The organism is Kangiella koreensis DSM 16069 (assembly GCF_000024085.1).
Classification (GTDB): Bacteria; Pseudomonadota; Gammaproteobacteria; order Enterobacterales; family Kangiellaceae; genus Kangiella; species Kangiella koreensis.
Genome location: NC_013166.1, coordinates 538915 through 564835 on the forward strand (window position 1 = coordinate 538915; position 25921 = coordinate 564835).

At 43.9% G+C, this 25921-nt stretch carries 25 protein-coding genes; 22 read left to right on the top strand and 3 right to left on the bottom strand.

Features of this window, described 5'->3' with window-relative positions; translation table 11 throughout:
- Window positions 1-46: 46 nt before the first annotated feature.
- Together efpL and KKOR_RS02670 are read right to left on the bottom strand one after the other, a co-directional pair.
- A complete protein-coding gene (gene efpL, locus KKOR_RS02665; protein WP_012800465.1) occupies window positions 47-616 on the bottom strand; it encodes an elongation factor P-like protein EfpL in 570 nt (189 codons plus the stop codon).
- Window positions 617-777: 161 nt separating this feature from the next.
- On the bottom strand, window positions 778-2268 hold the full coding sequence (locus KKOR_RS02670; RefSeq protein ID WP_012800466.1) for a S10 family peptidase: 1491 nt from the start codon (window positions 2266-2268) through the stop codon (window positions 778-780).
- A gap of 64 nt (window positions 2269-2332) precedes the next feature.
- Here KKOR_RS02670 and KKOR_RS02675 point away from each other — a divergent pair, with 64 nt between their 5' ends.
- The 21 genes from KKOR_RS02675 (at window position 2333) to KKOR_RS02775 (ending at window position 23898) form a co-directional block, all read left to right on the top strand.
- Window positions 2333-2977, top strand: a complete 645-nt coding sequence (locus KKOR_RS02675) for a hypothetical protein (protein WP_041295991.1) — start codon at window positions 2333-2335, stop codon at window positions 2975-2977.
- A 482-nt stretch (window positions 2978-3459) separates the two neighbouring features.
- A complete protein-coding gene (gene ccoN, locus KKOR_RS02680) occupies window positions 3460-4890 on the top strand; it encodes a cytochrome-c oxidase, cbb3-type subunit I (protein ID WP_012800468.1) in 1431 nt (476 codons plus the stop codon).
- A gap of 12 nt (window positions 4891-4902) precedes the next feature.
- Window positions 4903-5526 carry a cytochrome-c oxidase, cbb3-type subunit II gene (gene ccoO / locus KKOR_RS02685; protein WP_012800469.1) on the top strand — a complete coding sequence of 208 codons (624 nt, stop codon included), beginning with the start codon at window positions 4903-4905 and terminating at the stop codon, window positions 5524-5526.
- Window positions 5526-5714 (top strand): cbb3-type cytochrome oxidase subunit 3, encoded by a 189-nt coding sequence (locus KKOR_RS02690; protein WP_012800470.1) that lies wholly within the window; start codon window positions 5526-5528, stop codon window positions 5712-5714. The genes ccoO and KKOR_RS02690 overlap by 1 nt, the downstream gene beginning before the upstream one ends.
- The gene (gene ccoP / locus KKOR_RS02695) at window positions 5707-6618 is read left to right on the top strand and encodes a cytochrome-c oxidase, cbb3-type subunit III (protein WP_012800471.1); all 912 of its coding nucleotides are present in this window, start codon (window positions 5707-5709) and stop codon (window positions 6616-6618) included. The genes KKOR_RS02690 and ccoP overlap by 8 nt, the downstream gene beginning before the upstream one ends.
- 41 nt (window positions 6619-6659) lie before the next feature.
- A complete protein-coding gene (ccoG, locus tag KKOR_RS02700) occupies window positions 6660-8069 on the top strand; it encodes a cytochrome c oxidase accessory protein CcoG (protein ID WP_012800472.1) in 1410 nt (469 codons plus the stop codon).
- Window positions 8070-8084: 15 nt separating this feature from the next.
- Window positions 8085-8597 (top strand): FixH family protein, encoded by a 513-nt coding sequence (locus tag KKOR_RS02705; protein WP_012800473.1) that lies wholly within the window; start codon window positions 8085-8087, stop codon window positions 8595-8597.
- A gap of 1 nt (window position 8598) precedes the next feature.
- Window positions 8599-11034, top strand: coding sequence for a heavy metal translocating P-type ATPase (locus KKOR_RS02710; protein WP_012800474.1), 2436 nt, complete (start codon window positions 8599-8601; stop codon window positions 11032-11034).
- Window positions 11035-11036: 2 nt separating this feature from the next.
- A complete protein-coding gene (gene ccoS, locus KKOR_RS02715) occupies window positions 11037-11243 on the top strand; it encodes a cbb3-type cytochrome oxidase assembly protein CcoS (protein ID WP_012800475.1) in 207 nt (68 codons plus the stop codon).
- A complete protein-coding gene (locus KKOR_RS02720) occupies window positions 11240-11968 on the top strand; it encodes a sulfite exporter TauE/SafE family protein (protein ID WP_012800476.1) in 729 nt (242 codons plus the stop codon). Before ccoS ends, KKOR_RS02720 begins: the two co-directional genes overlap by 4 nt.
- 287 nt (window positions 11969-12255) lie before the next feature.
- Window positions 12256-13263, top strand: a complete 1008-nt coding sequence (locus tag KKOR_RS02725; RefSeq protein WP_012800477.1) for an N-acetylornithine carbamoyltransferase — start codon at window positions 12256-12258, stop codon at window positions 13261-13263.
- Between the two features lie 23 nt (window positions 13264-13286).
- Window positions 13287-14498 carry an argininosuccinate synthase gene (locus KKOR_RS02730; protein ID WP_012800478.1) on the top strand — a complete coding sequence of 404 codons (1212 nt, stop codon included), beginning with the start codon at window positions 13287-13289 and terminating at the stop codon, window positions 14496-14498.
- The gene (locus tag KKOR_RS02735) at window positions 14495-15598 is read left to right on the top strand and encodes an acetylornithine deacetylase (protein ID WP_012800479.1); all 1104 of its coding nucleotides are present in this window, start codon (window positions 14495-14497) and stop codon (window positions 15596-15598) included. The genes KKOR_RS02730 and KKOR_RS02735 overlap by 4 nt, the downstream gene beginning before the upstream one ends.
- The gene (locus KKOR_RS02740) at window positions 15591-16913 is read left to right on the top strand and encodes an acetylglutamate kinase (RefSeq protein WP_012800480.1); all 1323 of its coding nucleotides are present in this window, start codon (window positions 15591-15593) and stop codon (window positions 16911-16913) included. Before KKOR_RS02735 ends, KKOR_RS02740 begins: the two co-directional genes overlap by 8 nt.
- Complete coding sequence (gene argC / locus KKOR_RS02745; protein ID WP_012800481.1) at window positions 16910-17860, top strand: N-acetyl-gamma-glutamyl-phosphate reductase; 951 nt, start codon at window positions 16910-16912, stop codon at window positions 17858-17860. Before KKOR_RS02740 ends, argC begins: the two co-directional genes overlap by 4 nt.
- Window positions 17853-19184 (top strand): argininosuccinate lyase, encoded by a 1332-nt coding sequence (gene argH / locus KKOR_RS02750; protein ID WP_012800482.1) that lies wholly within the window; start codon window positions 17853-17855, stop codon window positions 19182-19184. The genes argC and argH overlap by 8 nt, the downstream gene beginning before the upstream one ends.
- A 130-nt stretch (window positions 19185-19314) precedes the next feature.
- Entirely contained in the window at window positions 19315-20691 is a 1377-nt protein-coding gene (gene hemN / locus KKOR_RS02755; protein ID WP_012800483.1) for an oxygen-independent coproporphyrinogen III oxidase, read from the top strand.
- Window positions 20692-20764: 73 nt separating this feature from the next.
- The gene (gene fnr, locus KKOR_RS02760) at window positions 20765-21478 is read left to right on the top strand and encodes a fumarate/nitrate reduction transcriptional regulator Fnr (protein ID WP_012800484.1); all 714 of its coding nucleotides are present in this window, start codon (window positions 20765-20767) and stop codon (window positions 21476-21478) included.
- Between the two features lie 57 nt (window positions 21479-21535).
- Window positions 21536-22132, top strand: a complete 597-nt coding sequence (locus KKOR_RS02765; RefSeq protein ID WP_012800485.1) for a Yip1 family protein — start codon at window positions 21536-21538, stop codon at window positions 22130-22132.
- Window positions 22133-22303: 171 nt separating this feature from the next.
- Entirely contained in the window at window positions 22304-23065 is a 762-nt protein-coding gene (locus KKOR_RS02770; RefSeq protein WP_012800486.1) for a class I SAM-dependent methyltransferase, read from the top strand.
- Window positions 23066-23397: 332 nt separating this feature from the next.
- Window positions 23398-23898 carry a DinB family protein gene (locus tag KKOR_RS02775; protein ID WP_012800487.1) on the top strand — a complete coding sequence of 167 codons (501 nt, stop codon included), beginning with the start codon at window positions 23398-23400 and terminating at the stop codon, window positions 23896-23898.
- Window positions 23899-23983: 85 nt separating this feature from the next.
- Here the strand turns inward: KKOR_RS02775 and hldE are convergent, their stop codons facing one another.
- Window positions 23984-25402 (bottom strand): bifunctional D-glycero-beta-D-manno-heptose-7-phosphate kinase/D-glycero-beta-D-manno-heptose 1-phosphate adenylyltransferase HldE, encoded by a 1419-nt coding sequence (gene hldE, locus KKOR_RS02780; protein ID WP_187287325.1) that lies wholly within the window; start codon window positions 25400-25402, stop codon window positions 23984-23986.
- A 150-nt stretch (window positions 25403-25552) separates the two neighbouring features.
- On the opposite strand from hldE, the gene KKOR_RS02785 reads away from it, so the two are divergent.
- The gene (locus tag KKOR_RS02785; protein ID WP_012800489.1) at window positions 25553-25843 is read left to right on the top strand and encodes an outer membrane protein assembly factor BamD; all 291 of its coding nucleotides are present in this window, start codon (window positions 25553-25555) and stop codon (window positions 25841-25843) included.
- Window positions 25844-25921: the final 78 nt, after the last annotated feature.

Sequence of the window (25921 nt, forward strand, 5' to 3'; positions counted from 1 at the left end):
CATCCTACACTAACTGATGCTTAAATATAAATCAGAAAGCGCGGAATTAATCCGCGCGGCTCATAAATTTCTTTTCTTCGACGTTGATTTTAACTTTTTCACCATTGGCAATGTATTCTGGAACCTGAATGGTTAAGCCAGTTGCGAAAGTTGCTGGTTTTGTACGAGCTGTGGCTGAAGCACCTTTGATCGAAGGATCAGTTTGCTCAATGACCATTTCAACCGATTGTGGTAGCTCAAGGCCAATCACTTTGTCGTTGACTAAAACGACGCGCAAATCTTCGATACCTTCCGTGATGAACAACAACTCATCTTCGATGTCTTCTTTGTTGAAGGTGTACTGGCTGTAATCTTCACTGTCCATGAAAATAACGCTGTCGCCTTCAGTGTACGAGAAAGTTGCTGGACGTTTGGTTAAATCAACGGTGGTGATCTGGTCATCACCTTTGAAACGTTCTTCGACTTTCAGGCCAGTCTGAACATCGGTGAAACGCATTTTATACAAGGTTGCGGCACCGCGCGCGCTGGGGCTGCTGACTTCAATGTTCTTTACTACTAACAACTTGCCATTGTATTCAACGGCCATATTGCGTTTTACATCACTTGCTTTTGCCATGATTCAATCTCAATGAATAGAGGTTAAAAATTGGGCATATTGTATGAGGATGACAGGGTATTGGGAATAGGGGAGTACAAATAAATGAGGGTGGTAGGTATTACGCAAGGTAGGGGCGACCCAGTGTGGTCGCCCGATTGCATTACAAGGACAAGAATGTCTTACAGCGACTTCTTGAAGAACTCGGTTAAATCTTTCTTCAATTTAATCAGGTCATGCTCGCGGATATACATCATGTGGCCTGATTCGTAGTAACTCATATGAACATTGTCTTTTAACTGTTTTGGCAAGCCCATGTGCGAAAAAGTGTATTCGGTGGCGAAGAAGGGCGTTGCGAAGTCATAATAACCATTGCCGACATAAACCTGCATATCTGGGTTGCGTAGCATCGCTGCAGTCAGCTTGTCGCTGATGTCGCGATTTTGGCGATAAAAATCTTCATAGTTCCAGCTTTTTACGCCGCCGCCTAAAATGTAGTAGGGCAAGTCAGACTTATAATTCAGCTCAGTAGAAAGGTAGGTCATCAGGTTTTCGGTGTAGGTGCCGTGAATCGCCATATAGCTTGGGTCGCGATAGCCCTGTTTATTCAATGCATCCAGTTCTGGCGTGGTAAAACGACTATCCAGGCGACCAATGGTTTCACCTTCTTTGCGTTTGATGTTGTGCACAAAGTCATTCAGCGAAATGCGCAAATCTTTCTCCATCACCAAATCAACTGATAGACCGGTCAACTCTGCTACTCGTTCAGCGATGGCGCGTTTTTTACGAGGTTCAAGATTATCGCCCTGCAGCAAAGCCAGTGCGTATTCGTTTAAAGCAAACTCTTTGGCCTGTGCAATGGCATTTTGCAAATTGTCAGCCAATGGTGCTTTCAGTTTTTTGTGATACCAGGCGGCGGCAGTGTAGCTAGGTAACATGGTGACGGGTGGCAGCAGATCCATCTGGTCATTAAAATCATCCAGTTGGAAATTGAGGACGCTGGACACCAGCATAATACCGTTGAAGTATACACCGTGGTTCTGGCCCATGTGGTAAGCGATACCGGCTGAACGAGTGGTACCGTAGCTTTCGCCAATCAGAAACTTGGGCGAGCTCCAACGTTCGTTGCGAGTCATATACAGACGAATAAACTCAGAGACCGTAGAAATATCTTCCCACACACCGTGGAAGTCTTTATCAGTGCCTTTGTCATGCGCGCGACTGTAACCCGTGCCTACCGGATCGATAAACACGATATCCGTTAGATCCAGTAAGGAATATTCATTATCGATCATGTCGAACGGCGGCTTTAATGGAAAACCTTCTTTATCCATCACCACACGTTTCGGCCCAAGCGTACCCATATGTAACCAGACCGAGGCTGAGCCAGGACCACCATTGTAGGCAAAGGTAATCGGACGATTTTTCGCTTTTGCGCCTTTCTGGGTGTAAGCAGTGAAGAAGATTGAGCCGATGACTTCGTTTTTGTCGTTATAAACAAAAGAATTACCGGTCTCGGCCTTATAGTTGATGGTTTTACCGCCAACTTTGGTCGAATGCTCAGTAATAACGGTTTTCTCTTCAGGATACGGATTTGGTGCTTCTGACTTATCTTCAGCGGCAAATGCGCTAAAAGACAAGGACATACTCAATAACAGGACTGCAATTTTCATCAAAACTCCCCCAATAACAACACATGAAAAAAACTTAACTCAACAGCCTAGCAATATTAGTCAATTGAGCAAGCAGGGATTTGTAAGAAATGTTATCGAGAATAGTGTCTTGGTTGTAGGTTCCTGTCTTTTAATTACCCAACTGAAGCAATATACTCAGGTAAAATTTGATAACTTAGAACTCAAGAATATAAAAGGGAAAAACATGAAACCAATTCATTACTTGGGGTTAGCGGTTCGACTTTTTGCGATTTGCTTGATGGTCTATGGGGTATTTAATCTTGCGGCATTTATAACTTCATTTTATTACTCCTCTGAGTTTGGTGGATTTTCTATGAGGTCATTACCGCTCTTGTTGGTGATTGTTGCGCTTCCAATGTTGATATCATTTCTTTTATGGTTTTTTCCTTTGACCGTTGCTTATAAGTTGTTGGGTAACGAAGAACGAGAGTTCGAGCCCATAAGCCCCATTAACCTTCTCTCAATTCTGATTGCATCAATTGGTTTGTTTTTCTTGTATCTATCATTTATGGATAGTGTTTATTGGTTTACTTCTTATAATTTCCTTTCAACGATGTCGTCTACTTTTTCCTTTGGACCTGAACAAATGGCGCAAATCATGTCAACGGGTGTTGAGCTAGTCTTTGCACTTATTCTAACTTTAAGGTGTAAGTCGATTGCAAAGTTAATAGCACGTATTGCTCGATAAACTTTCACTTCATTTAAAATTGAACATTCCGCTATTTTGAAAGCATTAACACGCTGCAAAACAGCGGGATGATAATCATTTTCATTACGTTTAATTATTTCTAGAATAAGTAATCATTCTCGCTTCTAATCCTTAGTTATTCTCGTGTGAATAGTGGCTTGTAAAAATGCCAATCCAATACTTCTTATATTAGAATCTTATGTTATCCTGATTAGCGATGGTAATGACTCGACGCTAACGCTTAGGGATATGTCTTTATGAAAGAGTGACTTAAGGTTCATGTATGAATGCGGTAGAGAGGGAAGTTTGCCTCTACAGTTATCACTGATTAGTTATTACCTATCACTTCATATATGAATTAAATCAGGCCTTTATGGATTCGCTTGATCCAGATCAAGTATTCAATATCGGTCCTTCCTTATGATCACACTGCTAAAACACCCTGAGTTTATGTAAGTCCTTGGTTTATAAGGAAGGTTATAATGAGTGAGCTTAAAAAAGATAATTATAACTATAAGGTCATAAGGCAGTTTGCCATTATGTCTGTAGTTTGGGGAATTGTCGGCATGGCGGTTGGGGTTTTAATCGCTGCCCAGTTGATGTTCCCAGCATTGAATTTCGATACCTCTTGGCTGTCATTCGGCCGTCTCCGTCCTCTGCACACTAACGCTGTTGTTTTTGCGTTCGGCGGCTGTGTGTTGATGGCAACGTCATTGCACTGTGTTCAACGTACCAGTTATGCACGCCTGATCAGCGATAAGCTGGCAGCGTTTGTATTCTGGGGTTGGCAGCTAGTGATTGTGTTGGCGGCGATTACATTACCAATGGGGTTAACCTCCACTAAAGAATACGCTGAGCTAGAGTGGCCAATTGATATCTTAATTGCTATCGTCTGGGTCTCTTACGCCATATTATTCTTCGGCACCATTATGAAGCGTAAGGTATCGCACATCTATGTAGCGAACTGGTTCTTTGGCGCATTCATTATCACCATTGCGGTGTTGCACATCGTTAACAGTGCGGCACTTCCTATAGATTGGACTTCATGGAAATCTTACTCGGTTTACTCGGGTGCGATTGATGCGATGGTTCAGTGGTGGTACGGCCATAACGCGGTTGGTTTCTATCTGACTGCTGGCTTTCTGGGCATCATGTACTACTATGTTCCTAAGCAGGCGGGTCGTCCGATTTACTCTTATCGTTTATCGATTGTGCATTTCTGGGCCTTGATTGCGATTTATATGTGGGCGGGTCCTCACCACTTGCATTACAGCTCATTGCCAGACTGGGCTCAGTCATTAGGTATGGTCTTCTCATTGATTCTGCTTGCTCCATCATGGGGTGGCATGATCAACGGTATCATGACCTTATCCGGCGCATGGCATAAGTTGCGTACCGACCCAATCATCAAATTCCTGATCGTTTCTCTTTCCTTCTACGGCATGTCGACGTTCGAAGGCCCGATGATGTCCATCAAGACAGTGAATGCCTTATCGCATAACACTGACTGGACGGTGGGCCACGTTCACGCTGGTGCTCTTGGTTGGGTAGCGATGGTTTCGATTGGTGCACTGTACGCCATGATTCCTTCTATTTTCGGTAAAGAAAAAATGCATAGCATCAGCTTGATCAATATGCACTTCTGGCTGTCGACTATTGGTGTGGTGCTTTATATCGCAGCAATGTGGATTGCGGGTGTGACTCAAGGCTTGATGTGGCGTGCAACCAACTCTGACGGAACCTTGACTTACTCGTTCGTGCAGAGCTTAGAAGCGACCTATCCTTACTATGGTATTCGTTTACTCGGCGGCATCATCTTCCTGGCCGGTATGTTCGTAATGGCATACAACGTGATGAAGACTATTTCCGGCGCTAAAAATGCGGATACTCGTATCCCACAACCAGCGCACTAGGAGGGCACACAGATGAATCATGAAAAAGTCGAAAAGAATGTTGGTTTAATGGGTATTCTAATTGTGGTTGCCATCAGTTTTGGTGGCCTGGCAGAAATCGTGCCCTTATTTTTCCTTAAAGATACCACGCAGCCTATTTCAACTTTGCGCCCTTATACTGCGCTTGAGTTGGAAGGTCGCGATATTTATATCCGTGAAGGGTGCCACGTCTGTCATACCCAGATGGTGCGTCCTTTCCGTGCGGAAACGGAGCGCTATGGTCACTATTCGGTAGCGGGCGAAGACGTCTATGAGTTTCCATTCCTGTGGGGCTCAAAACGTACGGGTCCCGATTTGGCACGAGTCGGTGGTCGCTATTCGGATGAATGGCATTACGTTCACCTGATGAATCCTCGCGATCCAGTTCCTGAGTCGAACATGCCATCTTTCCCATGGTTAGATGAAAATATTCTTGATGGTGAGAAGACCGCTGCCAAGATGAAAACCATGCGCAAGTTAGGCGTTCCCTATACTGACGAAGAAATTGCTAACGCCAAAGATCAGGTTGCAGGCGAAAAAGAAATCACTGCCTTGATTGCGTATTTGCAATCGCTTGGTCATGAGCATGGCACAGTACAAGATTCAGGAGGTGAATAATGGATATTAATATTTTTCGTGGCGTTATGACCCTGATTATTATGCTGCTGTTTATTGGCCTCTGTATTTGGGTTTACTCGAAAAAACGTAAGCCAATGTATGAAGATGCGGCGCGTATGGCTTTGGATGAGGATGATAGAGACTCTGGCTCATCCAGCAATCGTAAAGAGGCGGTGACTCATGAGTAATGCACTAAGTTTTTATATTATTCTGATCGTTGCCATCAATATTCTTGGTTGCGTGGCACTACTCTTTTTCACTCGTAAGAAGAAGCAAAGTGGTGAACAGGGAAAAACTACCGGGCATGTATACGATGGTATTGAAGAGTATGACAATCCCATGCCACGTTGGTGGTTATGGTTGTTCTATATCACCATTGTGTTTGCGGTTATCTATCTGATTTTGTATCCAGGCTTAGGTAAGTTCAAGGGTGTATTAGGTTGGTCGCAAATCGGTCAATATGAAGAGGAAGTGGCGGAAGCCGACGCTAAGTATATGCCTCTCTTTGAAAAGTATGCGGCTATGTCTGTGGAAACTTTGCAGGATGAGCCTGAAGCGTTGCAAATGGGCCAGTCAATCTTTGCTAACACCTGTTTTGGTTGTCATGGTGCTGATGGCCGCGGTGGTATCGGCTTCCCTAATCTGACTGATGATGACTGGCTATATGGTGGCACACCTGATGACATCATGTATTCAATTATGGAAGGTCGTAAAGGTGCGATGCCTGCCTGGGGTGGTGCTTTAGGTGAAGAAGGTGTTTCGCAAGTGGTTCACTATATTTTGAGTGAAAACGAAGTGGAGCGTACTTTTAAACCAGAATTAGTGAATGAAGGTAAAACTAAGTACGAAGCCATGTGTGCTGTTTGCCACTCAAAAGACCTGACTGGCAATACAGCGATGGGTGCTCCGAACCTGAAAGACACAACCTGGTTACATGGTGGTTCCATTAGCATGATTAAAGATGTGATTGAGAATGGTATTCAAGCCAACATGCCAGCTCATGATAAAATCTTAGGTAAACAAAAAGCGCACCTGGTTACTGCCTATGTGTATAGCTTGTCCCATGCAGACGATGAGCAAAGCCAACAGTAAAAAAGGTAATATTGATCCAAACATTAATGCAGGTTTGAGCAATGAGCGAACAACAAGATACGTACGTCGTCGGTGACGAGCAAGACCTCTATGAAAAACGTAAAAAAGTTTTTTCGAAGAGTGTGTCGGGGCGTTTTAATAACCTCCGGGTCTTGTCTGTATGGTTGTTGCTTGGCCTGTATTATGGTCTTCCATGGTTAAGTTGGAACGGTCAGCAGGCCGTTCTATTTGATCTCCCTGCTCGAAAATTTCATTTGTTCGGGCTAACGTTTTTCCCACAAGATTTTATTTTCCTGACGTTGCTATTAATCATCGCTGCCATGGCGCTGTTCTTTTTTACCACAGTGGCTGGTCGCTTATGGTGTGGTTATGCCTGCCCACAGACGGTCTGGACTGAAGTATTTATCTGGATGGAGCGTTTAGCAGAAGGTGATAGAAACAAGCAGCTTAAACTTGATAAGCAGCCGTGGAATTTTGAAAAAATTCGTAAGCGACTATTCAAGCATACTTTATGGATAGTCTTTGCACTCTTTACGGGTTATACCTTCGTTGGCTATTTCACGCCAATCACAGAGTTAACCGATAAAATATTAACGTTAAGTACAGGCCCCTGGGAAACTTTCTGGGTGTTATTTTACAGCTTTGCAACTTGGGGCAACGCTGGCATGTTACGTGAACAGGTCTGTATTTACATGTGTCCGTACGCGCGCTTCCAAAGTTCGATGTTTGATAAAGACACGCTGATCATTGCCTATGATGAAGAGCGTGGTGAAGATCGTGGGCCACGTAAAAAAGATATGCCCAAGGAAGAATATGAAGCGAAAGGGCTAGGCGATTGTATTGACTGCTTGCAGTGTGTCCATGTATGCCCGACTGGTATCGATATCCGTGATGGCTTGCAGTACGAATGTATCGCCTGCGCAGCCTGTATTGATGCCTGTGATGAAGTGATGGATAAGATGGGCTATGAGCCGGGGTTGATCCGTTACACCACGGAAAATCGCGATAACGGTAAAGAAGTAAAACTAATACGCGGCAAGACCATAGGTTATGGAGCCGTGCTACTGTTAATGAGTTTGATTTTTGTTTTGGCAGTATGGTTGCGTACACCGTTGGAGCTCGACATCATTAAAGACCGTAACCGATTATATCTAACAACTGCTGAAGGCTTCATCGAGAATATTTACAATCTAAGAATCGTTAATAAAGATCAAGCAGAGCACACTTTTACTATTGAAATTACCGGTCATTCTGAGCTGGTGTATCAGGGGCCAAAAACAGTTACTGTGGCTGCTGGCGCTGCCATGACAGTTCCGGTGCGTGTATCGATTGACCCATTTAATTTAACTGGTACTACTGAGAAGCTGACAGTTCGTATGCAAAGTGTGGATGACGAGTCCATAGCTATCAATCAATCGACCAATTTTATTGGCCCTGTTAAAAGACGCTAATCGCGCGGAACCTACATGAATCAAGTGCAAGAACAAGATACTAAACCTTGGTATAAACAATTTTGGCCCTGGTTTGTTATTGCCATTCCCGCTAGCTCGGTGGTAACTGGAATATTGTTGGTGACGATTGCCGTCAACAATCCAGCGAGTATGGTCAAAGATGATTATTACAAGCAAGGTTTGGCGATCAATCAGGTTCTGGAAAAGCGTCAGCTGGCAAAAGAGATGGGAATTCGTGCCGATATCGATCTGACTGGGCAGCGCTTAGAAATCCGATTAGCATCAAATCAACCAATTGGTGATAGTCTGTTTTTAGATTTCCGCCATGCAACTTTAGAAGAGCGTGATTTTTCTTTGGCATTAAAACAAAATGCCAATGGTGTTTACTTTGCAGAGTTGACCAATGATGGGTCAGAAAAAGATACGCAAGGTAAATGGCATGTCACTTTACGCCCATACGGAGATGAATGGGAACTGGAACAGATATGGACCTTACCCACTAAGCGTGAATTAACACTGGGTTATTGATATGGACGCAAAAGTCCGTGGCGAGTGTTTTCACTGTGGCCTGCCTATTCCGGCAAATTATCATCAGACACTTGAAGTGCTTAATAAAGAGCGAGAGTTTTGTTGTGCTGGCTGTTATTCGGTGGCAGAAACTATCGTTAATAATGGCCTGACCGATTACTATCAGTTTAGGACCGAACAGGCTATTCGTCCTGACCAGGAGCTTCCTCCCGAATTAATCGCTTTTGATGAAGAGGATATTCAAGCCGAATATCTGGTCGGTGAAAATAATAACTCCGCTACCAACGACAAATCTTCTTCGATTATTTTATTATCCGAATCAATTCGCTGTAGTGCCTGTGCCTGGCTGATTGAGCGAACCTTAAGAAAGCTGACTGGCGTTACCGGCGCGCAGGTCAATGTAGCGGCACAGACCATTAATCTTCAATGGCAGCCTGAAACCATTGAGTTAAGCAAAATATTAAAACGCTTACATCAGCTGGGTTATGCGGCGTTGCCTTATAAACCTGAGCAAGCTCTGGCCATCAATATCAAGCAACAGAAAAGCTGGTTACGTCGTTTAGGCATGGCCGGGCTGGGCATGATGCAGGTGATGATGTATGCGGTGGGCTTATATCTTGGCGCATGGGATGACGTCAATCAACAGCATGGTCATTTCTTACGTTGGGTAAGCTTTTTTATTGCCACTCCCGTTTTATTCTATGCTGGATTCCCTTTTTATTTTAGCGCTATTCAATCATTGAGACAGTTCCGTCTGAACATGGATGTGCCGATTACATTAGCTTTATTTTTAGCTTATAGCGCCAGCATCTGGGCAGTGATTACGCAAAGTGGTGAAGTCTATTTTGATTCGGTAACCATGTTTGTTTTTTTCCTCCTGATTGGACGCTACCTGGAGTTTAGAGCACGACAACAGGTCAGCGAAAAAGTGTATAAAGGTCAAAACACTTTGCCGGTCTATGCAGAAAAAATTGATTATGAACAATCGCAAGGAAAGATGATCTCTCTGAAAAAATTGCAGCAAAGTGATGAGATTCTGATTCGCCCCGGTGCGACTGTACCCATTGATGGTGAGTTAATTACTGAACAGGCGGAAGTTAACGAAGCCATGCTCAATGGTGAGTTTCTACCACGACAAAAGCACCAAGGACAGATGGTGATGGCCGGTAGTGTTAATACGCATCAAGCAATTCGCATTAAAGTTACAAGTAACGCTAGCAACAGCTATTGGACAAAGCTATTGAGCATGCAAGAGGCGGCGCTATTGGAGAAACCAAAGATCGGTTTGCTGGCTGATACGGTAGCGCGTTACTTTGTGTTGTTTATCTTGTTGTTGGCAACGGTCGTCGCCTGGTATTGGTTACGCCATGAACCGCAGGAAGCGCTTTGGATTACACTTTCGGTGCTGGTGGTCAGTTGTCCGTGCGCGCTTGGTTTAGCTACCCCGATTGCTATGACTTGTGGTGCCTTGGCCCATAACCAACGAAACGTATTAATCAAAGGCCAGCACTTTCTACAAAATACCAGTCATATCACCGATGTGATCTTTGATAAAACAGGAACCCTGACCGAAGGGACTTTTACCGTTGATAAGGTTGAGCTTTTTGCTGACCGTTCAAAGGAACAGGTATTAGCTATTATTGCAGCACTGGAAGTTCAGTCGGAGCATCCTATCGCGCTAGCTTTTTACGAGTATCAGTCTAAAGATGTTGTTGCTAATGACATCGAGCATCATTCCTTTGCTGGTGTGTCTGGAAAAATTGGCGGGCAACAATATTGGTTTGGCAATCGTCAGTTCATCGAGTCTCGTGGAGCTACTATTGAGTTACCTTCTGATAGTGGTTTGTGGCTCTATGATGGACAGCATCTAATAGCACATATTGTGTTAACCGATAAAATTCGGCAGCAGGCCAAGTCCATGGTTGAGCAATTGAAAGACAAAGGGTATCGACTGCATATTTTAAGTGGCGATCCGAGTGAGCAAACTGAAAAGGTCGCAAAGCAGTTGGGGATTGAGCTCTGGAGCCATGCCATGCTCCCCGAGCAGAAGTTATCGTATGTAAAGTCATTGCAGACCAATGGCGCGCGAGTATTGATGGTTGGTGATGGACTGAATGATGCACCAGTAATGTCAGCTGCCGATTCATCGATTGCTATGGCAAAGGCTTCAGACTTAACGCGCACCACAGCTGATGCTTATTTGTTGTCAGAAAAGTTATTGGATATACCTTTTGTCTTGAGGAAAAGCCGTCAAACTCAGTCAGTGATCAAACAGAACATTAGTTGGGCATTGGCTTATAACACGGTCATGATCCCGTTCGCAGCAATGGGCTATATTCCACCTTATTTGGCCGCCATTGGTATGTCACTCAGCTCGATTGTAGTGGTGCTTAATTCACTGAAGCTTAAACGCGAAAGCAAACAGGCCATGAGTTAATTATGGACGCAATTTATTTATTGATCCCACTAACCTTAGTTTTATTAGCTATAGCCATTGGTATCTTTTTCTGGGCGGTAAATTCCGATCAGTATTCCGACTTGGATAAAGAGGCGAGTCGCATTCTTTTTGAGGAACATAACAAAGATGATACCGACACTGATCAAGTTGCCAAAGAAAATGATAAACCATCAGAGAAAAAGAAATGATCAGTGATCAAGAACTAACCGCTTTAGTATCTGCCTTTGCCATGGGTTTCTTAGGCTCTACTCATTGTATTGGTATGTGTGGTGGCTTAACCGTTGCACTGAATACCGGTAATGCAAAAGAAAAATCAATACGTCTTTCCTTCACTTACCAGATATTCCGCGTTCTCAGTTACGGTATTCTCGGCGCGCTTGCAGGTGGTTTTGGTTACCTGTTTAGCAAGTGGACTAACTTCCCAGTATTAATCGTGTTGGGTGGCATCATGCTGATCATGATGGGATTTTATCTATTAAGCTGGCAGAACTTTCTGATCTATTTTGAAAGTATCGGTCGTAAGTTGTGGAAGAAGGTTTCGCCGGTGCAAAGCCGTTTTCTACCCATCAAGAAATTTCATCAGGCTGCTGTAGTCGGTTTGCTATGGGGGTTGTTACCTTGTGGATTGGTTTACAGTGCTCTAGCTATGGCCAGTACTTCAGGAACAGCAATAGGTGGTTTCACCAGTATGGTGGCCTTTGGGCTAGGGACTTTACCAGCCATGTTCGCGGTAGGTGTGTTCAGTAATAAACTAGTCAATTTCTTCCGTAACCCAAAGGTACGTGCTGTCTTTGGTCTGTTATTCATTCTCTGGGGTAGCTTCTATATTTATCAAGCAGTTACTAAAATCTCGAACGGACAGGGTGGCCATCAGCACCATCAGATGCAAACAGAAATAAATCATGACCACTAAGAGTTATAACTAAATAATCTTAAAAAAAGGTTTACACATCAGAACTATCGTTGTAGATTTGCCTGCAATGAACAACACATTTAGCAAATTTTAACCAATGAAACATACTTTAGTTTTAATCGCACAACTACGACGTCGCAGCTTTCGTATTCGGAAGGCTGGGGTCTATAGCGCGTAAAAAAAGTATCTAACTAGATTTTGAAACCCAGCCATCGGCTGGGTTTTTTTATGCCTGCATAAAAACCTGCCGTTGGCTCTGAGCAAAGGCAATTAAAAGGTAAATTAACATGCAGCACTTTCTAACCACAGAGCATTGGTCAAAACCGGATCTGCAACAGATTCTGGACTTTGCCAAAGATCTGAAACAATCTCCAATCCAACCTTTGTTAAAAAACAAAAGTATAGCGCTATTGTTTTTTAATCCATCATTGAGAACCCGTACCAGCTTTGAAATTGGGATCGAACAACTTGGCGGCCATGCGGTGGTGTTGCAGCCGGGTAAAGATGCCTGGCCAATCGAATTTGAGTTGGGTTCAGTTATGGATGGCGAAGCTGAAGAGCATGTTAAAGAAGTCGCTCAGGTGCTTTCCAGTTATTGTGATCTTATTGCCATTAGAGCTTTCCCAAAATTCGTTGATTGGCAAAAAGACAAGCTGGATACACTGCTAAATAGCTTTGCCCAGTTTGCCAGCGTACCAGTCATTAATATGGAAACCATCACCCATCCCTGTCAGGAGCTGGCACACATTATGACCTTGCAGGAAAAGTTGGGAGACCTGCAAGGAAAAAAATATGTGTTGACCTGGACCTATCATCCAAAGCCACTCAATACCGCAGTTGCAAATTCAGCGCTCATGATCGCTAGTAAATTTGGTATGGATGTCACTCTGCTGTGCCCGACACCTGATTATGTCTTAGATGAACACTATATGCAGTCAGCCCAGAACAACTGCAACCAGAATCATCAGAACTTAACCGTAACGCATAATATAGAAGAGGCCTATACCGGGGCTGAGATTGTTTATGCCAAAAGTTGGGGTGCCTTGCCATATTTCGGGCAGTGGGAAAAAGAAAAGATAATTCGTGACCAGTACAAACACTTTATTGTCGACGAGAAAAAAATGGCAATGACCAATCAAGGACTATTCAGCCACTGCTTGCCTTTGAGGCGTAATGTCAAAGCAACCGATGCCGTTATGGATGCTGATTATTGCGTTGCCATTCAGGAAGCTGAAAACCGTCTGCATGTACAAAAGTCATTAATGAATTCTTTAGTCAATCATCATTCCTCTTGAATGAACAGCCATAGGTAATAGTCATGAGTCAAAAGAAAGTCGTTCTAGCATTCTCAGGTGGTTTGGATACCAGCTTTTGTGTGCCCTACTTAATGGAAAAAGGGTATGAGGTTCACACCTTATTTGTTAACACGGGTGGTGTCAGCCGTGAAAAGTGTCATCAGATCGAAAAGCGTGCGTTGGGGTTAGGAGCGAAACAGCATTGGCAAGTCGACGCACAACAGATGTTATGGGAAGAAATTATCACGCCACTGGTGTGGGGCAATTCAAAATATCAGGGGCAGTATCCACTGCTGTGTGCTGATCGTTATCTGATCGTCAAAGAATCTATCAAACTGTGTCAGCAGCTCAACACAAACATTGTTGCTCACGGTTGCACCGGCATGGGCAATGATCAGGTGCGATTCGATATATCGATCAAGGCATTGGGTGAATACACCATTTTATCGCCAATTCGGGATATTCAGCAGCAGGTTAAAGATGTTAGACATTATGAAATTGAATATTTGCAGGAAAAAGGATTTAAAACATCAACGGAACATAAAAAATACAGCATTAATGAAAATCTGCTGGGTGTAACCATTTCCGGTTCCGAAATTGATCAGTGGCAAGAGCCGCAAGATGATACATACGTGTTAACCAATCATTATCATGACTTCCCAGAAGAATCTCTGAAGCTAAGAATTGAGTTTAAACAAGGACAAGCAGTAGCCATTAATGGAGAGCCAAAGACAGGTGTCGAAGTTATGCAATACCTGAATAAGATACTGGGTCAGTATGGTGTAGGTAGAAGTATCTATACCGGCGACACAGTCATTGGTTTGAAAGGACGTATTGTTTTTGAAGCACCGGCACTGTTTGGTTTGCTGAAAGCGCATCAGGCCATTGAAGAGGTGGTACTGACTCAATGGCAAAACCAATTCAAACCACAGGTTGCGGATAAATGGACAGAGCTGGTTTATAAAGGCTTCTACTTTGATCCTTTGTGCAACGATTTGTATCAGTTCCTCGCCTCGACACAACAGCACGTTAATGGTTCGGTTGAGTTGTTAGTGTATGCAGGACAGCTTCAAGTAGTTGCGGTTAACAGCCCATCACTATTAGTAAGTAAAGATGCCAGTTACGCTCAAACTGCCAGCTGGGGAATTGAAGAGGCAGTAGGCTTTATTCAATTGTATGGCAACAGCACTGCAACTTGGGCCAAAGTTATGCAAGAGCAGGATGGTGCTGCATGACCTCAATACTTCTAGAAAACACTCTTAAACATTTGCAAGCATTAGTAGCTTTTAACACTGGCAATCCTCCACGCCAAATTCATGAGTCTGGAATCATTGATTATTTGACTGAGCAATTAAGCGATGGACAAGTGGAGGTCATGGATTATGGCGATGGCTCTATTAATGTTTGGGCAGTAAAAGGGCAGCCTAAATATTTATTCAATTTTCATATCGACACAGTGCCAGTGGCGCAAGGATGGGAAACCGATCCTTTTGCATTAATCATAAAAGATGACAAGGCGTTTGGTTTAGGAAGTTGTGACATCAAAGGTGCCGCAGCCTGCTTTCTGGCTTGTGTTGAGCAGGGACTGAATGATTATGCGGTACTTTTTTCTTCGGATGAGGAATATGGCAACAGCCTGTGTGTTAAATCATTTTTACAGCAACAGCATGACTATGAAGGTGTCGTAGTTGCAGAGCCAACACAGTGCAAAGCCGTTTTAGCACATCGTGGTGTTGCTACTGCTGAGATCTTGTTCACGGCAAAAAGCGGGCACAGTTCTGAACCAAGAGCACTCACAGAAAATGCTATCCATCAAGCCACAAGCTGGATGAGTCAGGCAATTGAATGGGCTACAGGTCAGTTGCAATCAAGCTACTATAATCTGCAAGGAGCTTGTCTTAATCTTGGCAAGATCGAAGGTGGAATCAAACCTAACATTATTGCCCCTCATGTCACGTTGCAAATGGGGATCAGGCCATTGCCAGGTGATGATCCCGAGCATCTATTGCAAGAGATGGTCAGCTCAATAGACATGAGTCAACCAGTTACTGTCACGCCTAAATTTATGGCACCTTCGTTTCCTGCCACAAAGACCAGCGAACATTCAGATGAGCAACAAACGGACAATGTTAGTCTAGCAAACAAACTGGGTTTAGAGTTGAGTGAACCGGTGAATTTCTGGACCGAAGCGGCGTTGTTTTCAGCGGCAGGTTATGCAGCAATTGTCTATGGACCCGGTAATATTGATAAGGCTCATACTGCGAATGAATGGGTGGCAATAAGTGATCTGGAAACAGTGGTTATGAATTACTGGAGGATACTTGGCGATGACTAATCACAAAGTCAAAGAGACCATTGTTCGGTTGCTTAATAACATGGGCAGTGAAAGTGAAATCCGCAAATACCTGAAACGTTTTTCCAGTAATGAAGGAATGAAGTTTGCCATCATCAAAGTGGGTGGAGCTATTTTAAAAGATGACATAGATAACCTGGTGTCATCCTTATCTTTTTTGCAGCAGGTTGGTTTGACACCCATTGTGGTGCATGGCGCTGGTCCACAACTTAATGCGCAACTGGAGCAGGAAAAAATAGAGGCTGAGTTTATTGAGGGTAAACGCGTTACTAATTCAGAGGTTCTAAAAGTAGCGCGCAAGGTGTTTATCTCTGAGAATCATAATCTGGTGAATACTTTGAAAAATGCTGGAGTCGATGCCGCTTCTTTTTATTCTGGTATTTTTGAATGTGAACTGGAAAATGAAACCTTGGGTCTGGTTGGAACAATCCAGTCCGTGCATGATCATGACTTGATTGAAAGTGTTAGGAATGGCGCCATTCCGGTAGTCAGTCCTTTGGGTGAAACGGAGCAAGGCCAGATTGTTAACATTAACGCAGATACTGCTACCCTTGCATTAGCAAAGGCCATTGAGCCCTATAAGGTGGTCTTTTTGACGGGAACAGGTGGCATACTGGGTGCAGATGAAACACTGATTCCAGCCATTAGTTTACAAAATGACTACGACTATCTGATGCAACAGAGCTGGCTGCATTCGGGAATGAAATTAAAGCTGCAACAGATTTACGAGCTATTAAATCATGTGTCAAACGCAACTTCGGTTTCAATTACCAAACCCAGCCTTGTCGCTAAAGAATTGTTTACCGACCGTGGCTCAGGAACTTTGGTCAATAAGGGCGAAAAGATACACCAGTTTAATGACTGGCAACATCTTGCTCAAGATAAATTAACCGGTTTAATTGAGTCATCTTTTGGGCATCATTTACAGCGACATTATTTTGAACAAACACAGCTGCACAGAGCTTATGTGACAGAGTGCTATAGAGCCGCAACTATTGTCACCAATGATTATGCCGTTCCTTATCTGGATAAATTTGTGGTGGAAGACTCTGCTAAAGGTGAGGGGTTAGGCACCGCCGTCTGGAATACGATGCTACACGACAATCCACAGTTATTCTGGCGTGCTTCTTCTCACAATCCGATCAATAAATTTTATTTCTCAATGGCGGATGGATTTATTAGAGGAAATGAGTGGAATGTCTTTTGGCGAGGCGTTGATGATTTCTCATTAATTCAATCCTGTGTGCAACAGGCAATAAACAGACCCCGTACCGTTAATTCCGGAGAATTGTCATGAGCCATTCAAACAGCCAACCAATCAGCGTTGCCCTGATTGGTGCCAGAGGTTATGTCGGCGAAGAATTAATCAGACTACTAAACCAGCATCCTGTTTTTGAATTAGCGCTTGCGGTTTCACGCAGTAAGCAGGGGCAGGCGGTTAATGGATATAGCAACAATACTCTCTACTATCAGGATGCTACACCCGCACAGGTGGCCGAAGGGAATTATGATTTGATATTTCTAGCGCTGCCTAATGGCCTTGCTCAATCCTATGTTACAGAAATTGATAGATTGTCCAGTCAGTCGGTGATTGTTGACCTAAGCGCAGACTATCGCTTCGACAAGAGCTGGTATTACAGCTTACCTGAGCTGAGTCAAACAACAGATCAAATACGGATCAGTAATCCCGGTTGTTATGCTACTGCAATGCAGCTGTCTTTGGCACCATTAACTCCAGTTATTGATGGGGCAGCGCACTGTTTTGGAGTGTCCGGTTACAGTGGCGCAGGAACCAACCCGAGTGATAAGAACAATCTTGAACTACTAAAAGATAACCTAATTCCCTATCAACTGTCAGAGCATCTTCATGAAAAAGAAGTGAGTCATCATTTAGATACAGACGTGAAGTTTACGCCTCACGTAGCCAGTTTCTTTCGCGGCATTTCCATGACTACTCATATTAGCTTGCAGCAGCCAATGACTCTTGAAGAAGTGATTGAGAAGTTTAAAAAGCTCTACCAGCATCATCCTTTGATTGAAGTGCGCGAGACTATTCCATTGGTAAAAGATATTCAGGGTAAGGTCGGCGCGATTGTTGGAGGTTTCAAGCTCGATAAAAGTGGCTGTCACTTAGTGGTGTGCTGTGCTCTCGATAACCTGCTCAAAGGTGCTGCGGTTCAGGCGCTACAAAATGCCAATCAAGCATTCAATCTTAATTCTTTAGAGGCAATCAATTATGACTAAGCCACCCATTTCAAAAAAAGTACTGTCAGACAAATTATGGTCAACAGTTCAGAGCAGCGACAAGACAGCCATTCAAAAAAAGGTAGAACAGTTCATGTCCGGCGAGGATGTGCTGCTTGATCAGCATCTATTTGCATTTGATATTCAGGCCAGCAAAGTTCATGCACAAGGATTGCAACGTATTGATATCTTATCTCACGCTGAGCTTGAGCAAATCACAGTCAGTTTGGATGACTTGCTATATCAGTTCAAAAAGGGGCTGTTTGTTTTGGACCAGTCATTCGAAGATGGCCATTCTGCCATCGAATATTTTTTAACAGAGCAGCTAGGTGACCTAGGAAAGAAAATTCACACGGGACGTAGTCGTAATGATCAGGTGGCCGTTGCAACCCGGTTGTATTGTAAGCAGGCTTTGCTGGATCTAAAGCAAATCAATGTGCAGATTGCGCAAGTCTGTTTAACCCAGGCTGAGCAGCACAAAGATAGCATCATGCCGGGCTATACTCACATTCAAAGGGCGGTGGTATCCAGCTGGGGCTTATGGTTTGCCAGCTTTGCTGAGTCGTTTTGCGATAACTCGCAACTGGCACAACAGACGCTCGACTGGATTGATGCAAACCCGTTAGGCACTGCCGCGGGTTATGGTGTGAATCTGGAGCTTGATCGGGATTTCACGACTGAAGCTTTGGGCTTTGCCCGGATGCAGGTTAACCCGATGTATGTGCAAAACAGTCGCGGCAAATTTGAGCTACAGGTTTTAATGGCCTTTAAACAGGCCATGCTGGATATCCGGCGTTTGGCGTGGGATCTGAGCCTGTTTACCAGTGCTGAGTTTAATCTGGTGAAATTACCCGACCTGTTTAGTACCGGCTCATCCATTATGCCCAACAAACGTAACCCCGATACGGTGGAGTTGATGCGAGCGCACTATGCAAAGCTAGTCGGAGTTTACAATGAAATTGAGTCATTATTGTCATTGCCCAGCGGCTATCAGCGTGATTTGCAAAATACTAAGGCACCATTAATCAATGGTATAACTGAATCATTGTTATGTCTCGCATTAGTGCCTGAACTGCTGTCAGGTGTTGATATTTGTCATGCCAATTGTGAAAAGGCGATCGAACCAGCCATGTTTGCTACCGATAAGGCGATTGAGCTGGCTCGTGAAGGAGTACCGTTCAGACAAGCCTACCAACAGTTAAAAGACAATTATCAAGATCTGGCCCAAAGGTCACCGCTTCAAGCCCTGCGCGATCGGGTTTCGCCAGGTGCCTGCGCTAACTTAAAGTTATCCGAAATGGCCGATCGATTAGAAAATGTGTAAAAAATACATCTTTTCAACTGATTGAGTTTATTGAATTAAATTTGACTGGGTGCGGGTTGATCTAGATCAATCCGCTTGCTCATCAAATTGCCTATCCTGTATCCATCGTAAAACAAAATAGGTGCAGGCCATGCCTAAATCATCAATCTGGAACCGCGAACTTGTTGAAAAGTACAACATCGCAGGCCCTCGTTATACTTCCTATCCAACCGCATTGCAATTTAGCGATGATTTTGGCGTTGAGGATTTCAAAAAGACATTAAAAACATCCAATGTTGGCAAGCCGTTGTCGCTCTATTTACACATCCCATTCTGTGAAAATATCTGTTACTACTGTGCCTGTAATAAAGTCATCACCAAAGACAGATCGAAAGCGGATCGCTATCTGAAAGCCCTGGTTAAAGAAGCTGAGATGATTGCGCCCTATGTCAAAGGTCGTAAAGTGACTCAGATCCATTGGGGCGGTGGTACACCAACCTTCCTATCGAATGAGCAGATTGAAGGGCTGGTCAGCAAATTACGAGAGTTATTTGAGTTTGATGATGACAACGGTGAGTTTTCAATCGAAATTGATCCGCGCAGCGTCGACCACAAAACCATGGCCAGTCTGGCTCATGCGGGATTTAATCGTTTAAGCATGGGTGTGCAGGATTTCAATCCTGAAGTACAAAAAGCAGTAAATCGTATTCAGCCAGAAGAAGACACTCGCCATTTATTATTGCAGGCGCGTCGTCATGGCTTTAACTCAATCAATATCGATTTGATTTATGGTTTGCCACATCAGACAGTCGAGAGCTTTAATGAAACGATCGATAAAATAATCACCATGGCTCCTGACCGTTTATCGGTCTTTAACTATGCCCATTTGCCGCATCGTTTTAAGCCACAACGCCGAATAAACTCTTATGACTTGCCATCTGCTTCAGAAAAATTGCGCATCCTTGAGTCCTGCATTAAAAAACTAACCGAAGCGGGCTATGTGTATATCGGCATGGACCACTTTGCGTTGCCACATGACGAGTTGACTCAAGCTCAAGAAGAAGGCGATTTGCACCGTAATTTCCAGGGCTATACCACTCATGCAGAATGTGATTTAGTCGGTTTGGGCGTGTCTTCAATCGGTCAGGTTGGCAATAGTTATAGTCAAAGCATGCGCGGTCTTGATGAGTATTACGAAAAAGTTGAAGCTGGCGAATTGCCAGTGTGGCGCGGTTGTTACTTGACGGACGATGATCTGCTGCGCCGTGAAGTCATTATGCAACTGATTTGCCATTTCAGACTGGACTTTAGTCAAATTGAAAAAGCCTTTAATATCAACTTCAAAGAGTACTTTGCTGAAGAGTTGGAATCGCTGGTGCGTTTTGAAGAAGACGGACTGCTCAATGTGAACGAGGATAGCATTCAGGTTAATGATGCCGGACGTTTGCTCATTCGCAACATTTGCATGGTTTTTGACGCTTATTTCAAGGAAATTAACCTTATTCAGAGCTTTTCTAAGGCGATTTGATTGCACCTAAATTGATTTAAAAAATGGGCAGAATGTACTACACTGGGGAAAATATTTAAGGTGTGTGAATCTTATGGCATTGCCATCAATTAAGTGTCAAAGTTGTAGTATCAACCAGTTATGTTTGCCGGTGATGCTAGCTGAATCTGAAGTAGAGCATTTGGACAGCATCATTCAGCGCAAAAAGCCTCTCACTAAGAATGAGATGCTTTTTCGTTCCGGTGAAGAGTTCCACGCTATTTATGCAGTTCGTTCGGGCTGCATTAAATCTTATACCATTTCTGAAACTGGCGAAGAGCAGATCACGGGTTTCCACCTTGCGGGTGAAATCATTGGTCTTGATGCCATCAGTTCCGGCAAGCATCCAAGCATGGCAAAAGCATTGGAAACGTCAATGGTTTGCACCATTCCTTATCCTAAGCTTGAAATGTTGTCGGGAGAAATTCCTGGCTTGAGACAACAGCTGGTTCGAGTCATGAGTCGCGAGATTCACGATGATCAAGAGTTGATGCTGTTACTGAACAAGAAAAGCGCCGACGAGCGTTTGGCTGCCTTCTTGCTTAACCTTTCCAGCCGTTTCGGCAAACGTGGATTATCGCGCACCTGTTTCAATTTGGTCATGACGCGTGGTGACATTGCTAATTACTTAGGTTTAGCAGTCGAAACTGTTAGCCGTCTCTTCACAAAACTACAACAGAATGACTTGATTGCCATAAAAGATAAAGAAGTGACCATAACCGATATAAGCAAATTAAGTGTCCTCGCAGGAGGTAAGTGTCATCACTAAAAATGGGATCAACAGATCCTAAACCATAGCGGAAAGGACAATTAAGGGGGCAGGGCAATGAAAAATCGTTTTAATGTGTTATACAACCCAGCGAAAGCCTGGGAGCAGTTGAGAGAAGAAAAGTTTACCGTCAAACAGGTCTATCTACGGATGGTGATTTGGATGGCATTATTACCGCCACTTTTTGCATTTATTGGGGCGGTTTATAGCGGTTGGCGAATTGGGTATGAAGATCCTGTAAAACTGACCTGGGAAAGTGCACTTACTATTTCAATTGCAGCTTATTTAGCTATTTTAGTCGGTCTTTATATCTTCGCGCGTTTGGTTCATTGGATGGCGCAGACCTATGATTCTAATGCGAACATTGATGATAGTTTCACTCTGATTGCATACTCCTGTATGCCATTGTTCCTAATCAGTATTTTCAGCGCCTATCCTTTATTGTGGATGAATACACTGCTGACCTTAGTTGCGGTGGCTTTGGCACTACGGATACTCTTTGCCGGCACCCCAATCATGATGGGTATTGATAAAGATCGCGGTATCTTATTTACCAACTCAATTCTTACCGTAGCGCTTGTCCTTACTGTCGCCGTGTTAGCCATCAGTGTCGTTTTCTGGGCGAACGGCATGGGGCCCGTTTTTACACGCTAGTGAGCTTTTAAGGACGGGATAGATAGCCAGAACTGTTTGATTGGGCTCGATAAAGAGCCCATAAGAATAGTTTTTGAAATTCGTCAGGTTCCGCGCTATTCTAAGCCTTGTCGGCACTGCAACCGAATGACCAGAGTCGACGTTTCCAGAGGAACAGGAGTGGGGCATACGATGGATACTGTATATAAAGGATTTAATTTCTCTTCAAATGCTGAGAATTATCGGCGCTATCGACCAGATTATCCGGATCAGCTTTATCATTATCTGGCTATGCTCAGTGACCACCATGAAAATGCGTGGGATGTGGCAACTGGTAGTGGGCAGGCAGCTATTGGTTTAGCACAGCATTTCACAAAAGTTTACGCATCTGATATCAGCACTCGCCAATTAAATAATGCGCATCAGCGAAAGAACATTAAATATTTTGTAGGCAGTGCAGAACAGTGTAAATTTCCGGACGAGAGTATGGACATCATAACAGTGGCTCAAGCACTGCATTGGTTTGATGTTGATAAGTTTTTTTCAGAAGCCAAACGGATATTAAGACCAGGTGGCATTTTAGCCGTATGGAATTACCAGTTACTGGAAATTAATTTAGAAGTGGATGCTGTCATTCGACACCTCTATGACCAGGTTTTAGCTGACTATTGGCCAATACAGCGTAAATCACTGGAAAATAATTTCGCCGATTATCAATTCCCTTTTAAGACAATACCAACTCCAGATTTTACTGTTGAAAAAACCTGGACCTTCGATCAGGTAATAGGTTATCTCAACAGCTGGTCAGCAACTCAAAATTACATTCAGCAAGAACATAAAAACCCGATTAGCCAACTATCGCAAAAACTCATCTTCGCCTGGTGCGACACAAACCACATGAAAAAGGTACGTTGGCCAATCAAACTCACCGTCTGTCGTAAGCCAGAGAGTTAAGTGAATTGGATTCTTTGAAATGAAGTATAAAGATTGTCATTCCGTACTTGTGACCAAAGGGAGTGCCCCGACAATCCAGTGCCTTTCTAGAGACTTAAGCTGCTCCCAAGTCATAGAAGCCATTGTAGTACCAAAAAAACGAACTATTATGAAGGATTAGTTATTGTTGAAAGTAAAATGTAATAGCTGTCTCAACGGAAAAACTGGAACAGCAATCTCCGCTGCTATATAGCATGAGTCACAAAACGGATATTGAAATAACTAATTTATAATCGAAATCTTAACGGCGTTGTCCTGTAATTTAATGTTAAGTACAAATTGAGAGTATTTCTATGAGAGACACGCAAGTCCTTACTCGATACAAGGCTTGGGCAGATGACTTGTTTCTATCAGCTTTGTCTTCCCTTTCTGAAGCTGAGCTGACTGCGCCACATCCAATTGTCTTTGGAAACCTGATTCGCACGCTCAACCATTCCTATGAAATGGACTATGTATGGCAGTGCCATCTGCTCGGAAAACCTCATGGTTTAACCACGCGCAATTCCGAAGATTGTCCGGCAATTGGGGAGCTGGTGGAAAGCCAGAGCAGTATTGACAAGTGGTATGTGGATTACGCTGACTCAATTACGGATGACGAATTGGCAGAGGTTATAGAGTTTGAGTTCATTGGCGGCAAGACCGGGCAAATGAATCGTCGTGATATCCTTATGCACGTCGTAAATCATACAACCTACCACCGCGGCCATGCAGCGGGCATTCTTTATCAGCTCAATATATCTCCACCAACCACCGATCTGCCGGTGTTCCTTCGAGAGGTTTTGAACGGCACTTAACCAGTTACTAGTCTTAAAGGAATTTAGGGTGAATTAACGAATGGAGGCAAAGTAAGTTAATGTCCATTTCACTTAGAGATTAAAACTACCCCCGCGCCTTTTCAATAATCTTGGTCGTTGAAACCCCATCCACAAAATCAAGAATGATCACCTGGCCGCCGTTTTTCATGACGGCATCGCCTCCGGCAATTTGGTCAGGTTTGTAATCGCCACCTTTAACTAAGAGATCAGGCAAGCATTCGCCGATTAATCGTGCAGGGGTATCTTCGCTAAATTCGACAACCCAATCCACGCTGGCAAGGCCTGCGAGGACTTCCATGCGTTGGTCAACTGGGTTGACGGGTCTGCCTTCGCCTTTGAGTCGGCGTACTGAGTCATCACCGTTTACGGCGACTATCAATCGGTCACCTAAGGCGGCAGCTTGTTTTAAATAAGCGACATGGCCTGCGTGCAGTATATCGAAGCAACCGTTGGTCATGACGAGGGTTTCGCCGCTTGCTTTAGAGTGTTGAATCAATTCGATAAGCTCAGCTTCAGTGACCACGCCTTGCGAGAGCGGTTGGTGCTGTAGCATGACGTTGAGTAGTTCTTGACGAGTGGCGGTTGCGGTGCCCAGTTTGGCGACTACAATGCCTGCAGCCAGATTAGCGATTTGGGTAGCAGATTTGTGATCAAAACCGCTGGCCAAACAGGTTGCTAAAGCTGCGACAACAGTGTCGCCTGCGCCTGTCACATCAAAAACTTCGCGTGCTTGAGTCGGTTGCAGGAAGGGTTCAAGGCCTTGTTCGAATAGAGCCATGCCTTTTTCGCTACGAGTGACCAGTAGGGCATCAAGGTTTAAACTCTTTCTTTGTTGCTGACCTTTATTAAGAAACTCTTCTTCATTGGCGCTTTTACCCGCAACAATATCAAACTCAGATTGGTTCGGCGTGATAACGGTGGCGTTTTGATATTTGCTAAAGTCCGAACCTTTGGGATCCACCACGACCAGCTTGCCGGCTTTTCTCGCGGCCTGGATGATCGATTGAGGGTCTTGCAGAGTACCTTTGCCATAGTCGGATAGAACCACTAAATCATGCTGTTCGATAAGTTCAGAAACTAAGTCCAGATTGACCCCTGACTGCAAAGAAAAATCTTTCTCAAAATCGAGTCGAATTAATTGCTGATGGCGGCTGATAATGCGCAGCTTTGTGATGGTGTTCTGGTGGGATCTTTGATCAAACGAGCATTGAATCTTGTGGTTATTGAGTAGCTTGGTCAAACTGTCGGCAGCTTCATCTTGTCCAGTGATACCACACAAAGTCACCTTGCTGCCTAATGCAGAAATATTTAACGCAACATTGCCCGCGCCTCCTGCTCGATCCTCTGCTTCGAGAACATTAACCACTGGTACTGGGGCTTCTGGCGAAATACGCGAAGTGCCGCCATGCCAGTAGCGATCCAGCATAATGTCACCAATTACTAAAATCTTTGCGTTGGAAAAGTCAGGTAGCGTTACTTTCAAGGGGCAAACCCAGTCATTGCTTGTTGTTGCGGTAATAATACCCATTTGTGGGCAGGCATGTAAGAGTTAATCGGCAAATTGTGAAGAATGTACTAGCAGTATCAAGCAGTGGGGCTATAGTAAAGAGGTCTTTCTAACTGGAGAATAACGATGAAAAATGCTCTAAAGATAACCATTCTATCGTTGGTTTGTGGCTTACTGGCTGCTTGCGCTGGAGCGCCAAAAAAAGAAAGTGCTTCAACCTGCCGTGCTGCATTAGATGTGGCCTATGAAGAACTTAACTTTGCTGAAAGTGAAGGTTTTGCGGGAAGTGTGAACTACACCAAAGCAGCCAGTTTATTGACAGCGGCAAAAACCAATCAAACTTTTGAGTCATACGACGCATGTGTAAAAAACGCCACCAAAGCCCGCTACTATATAGCTGAGTCGAAAAAAGGCTAGGTTAAGGACAAATGAACGAAAGGCGACTGATTGAGTCGCCTTTTTGCTATCTGGAGATATTCATTGGGATTGATTGGC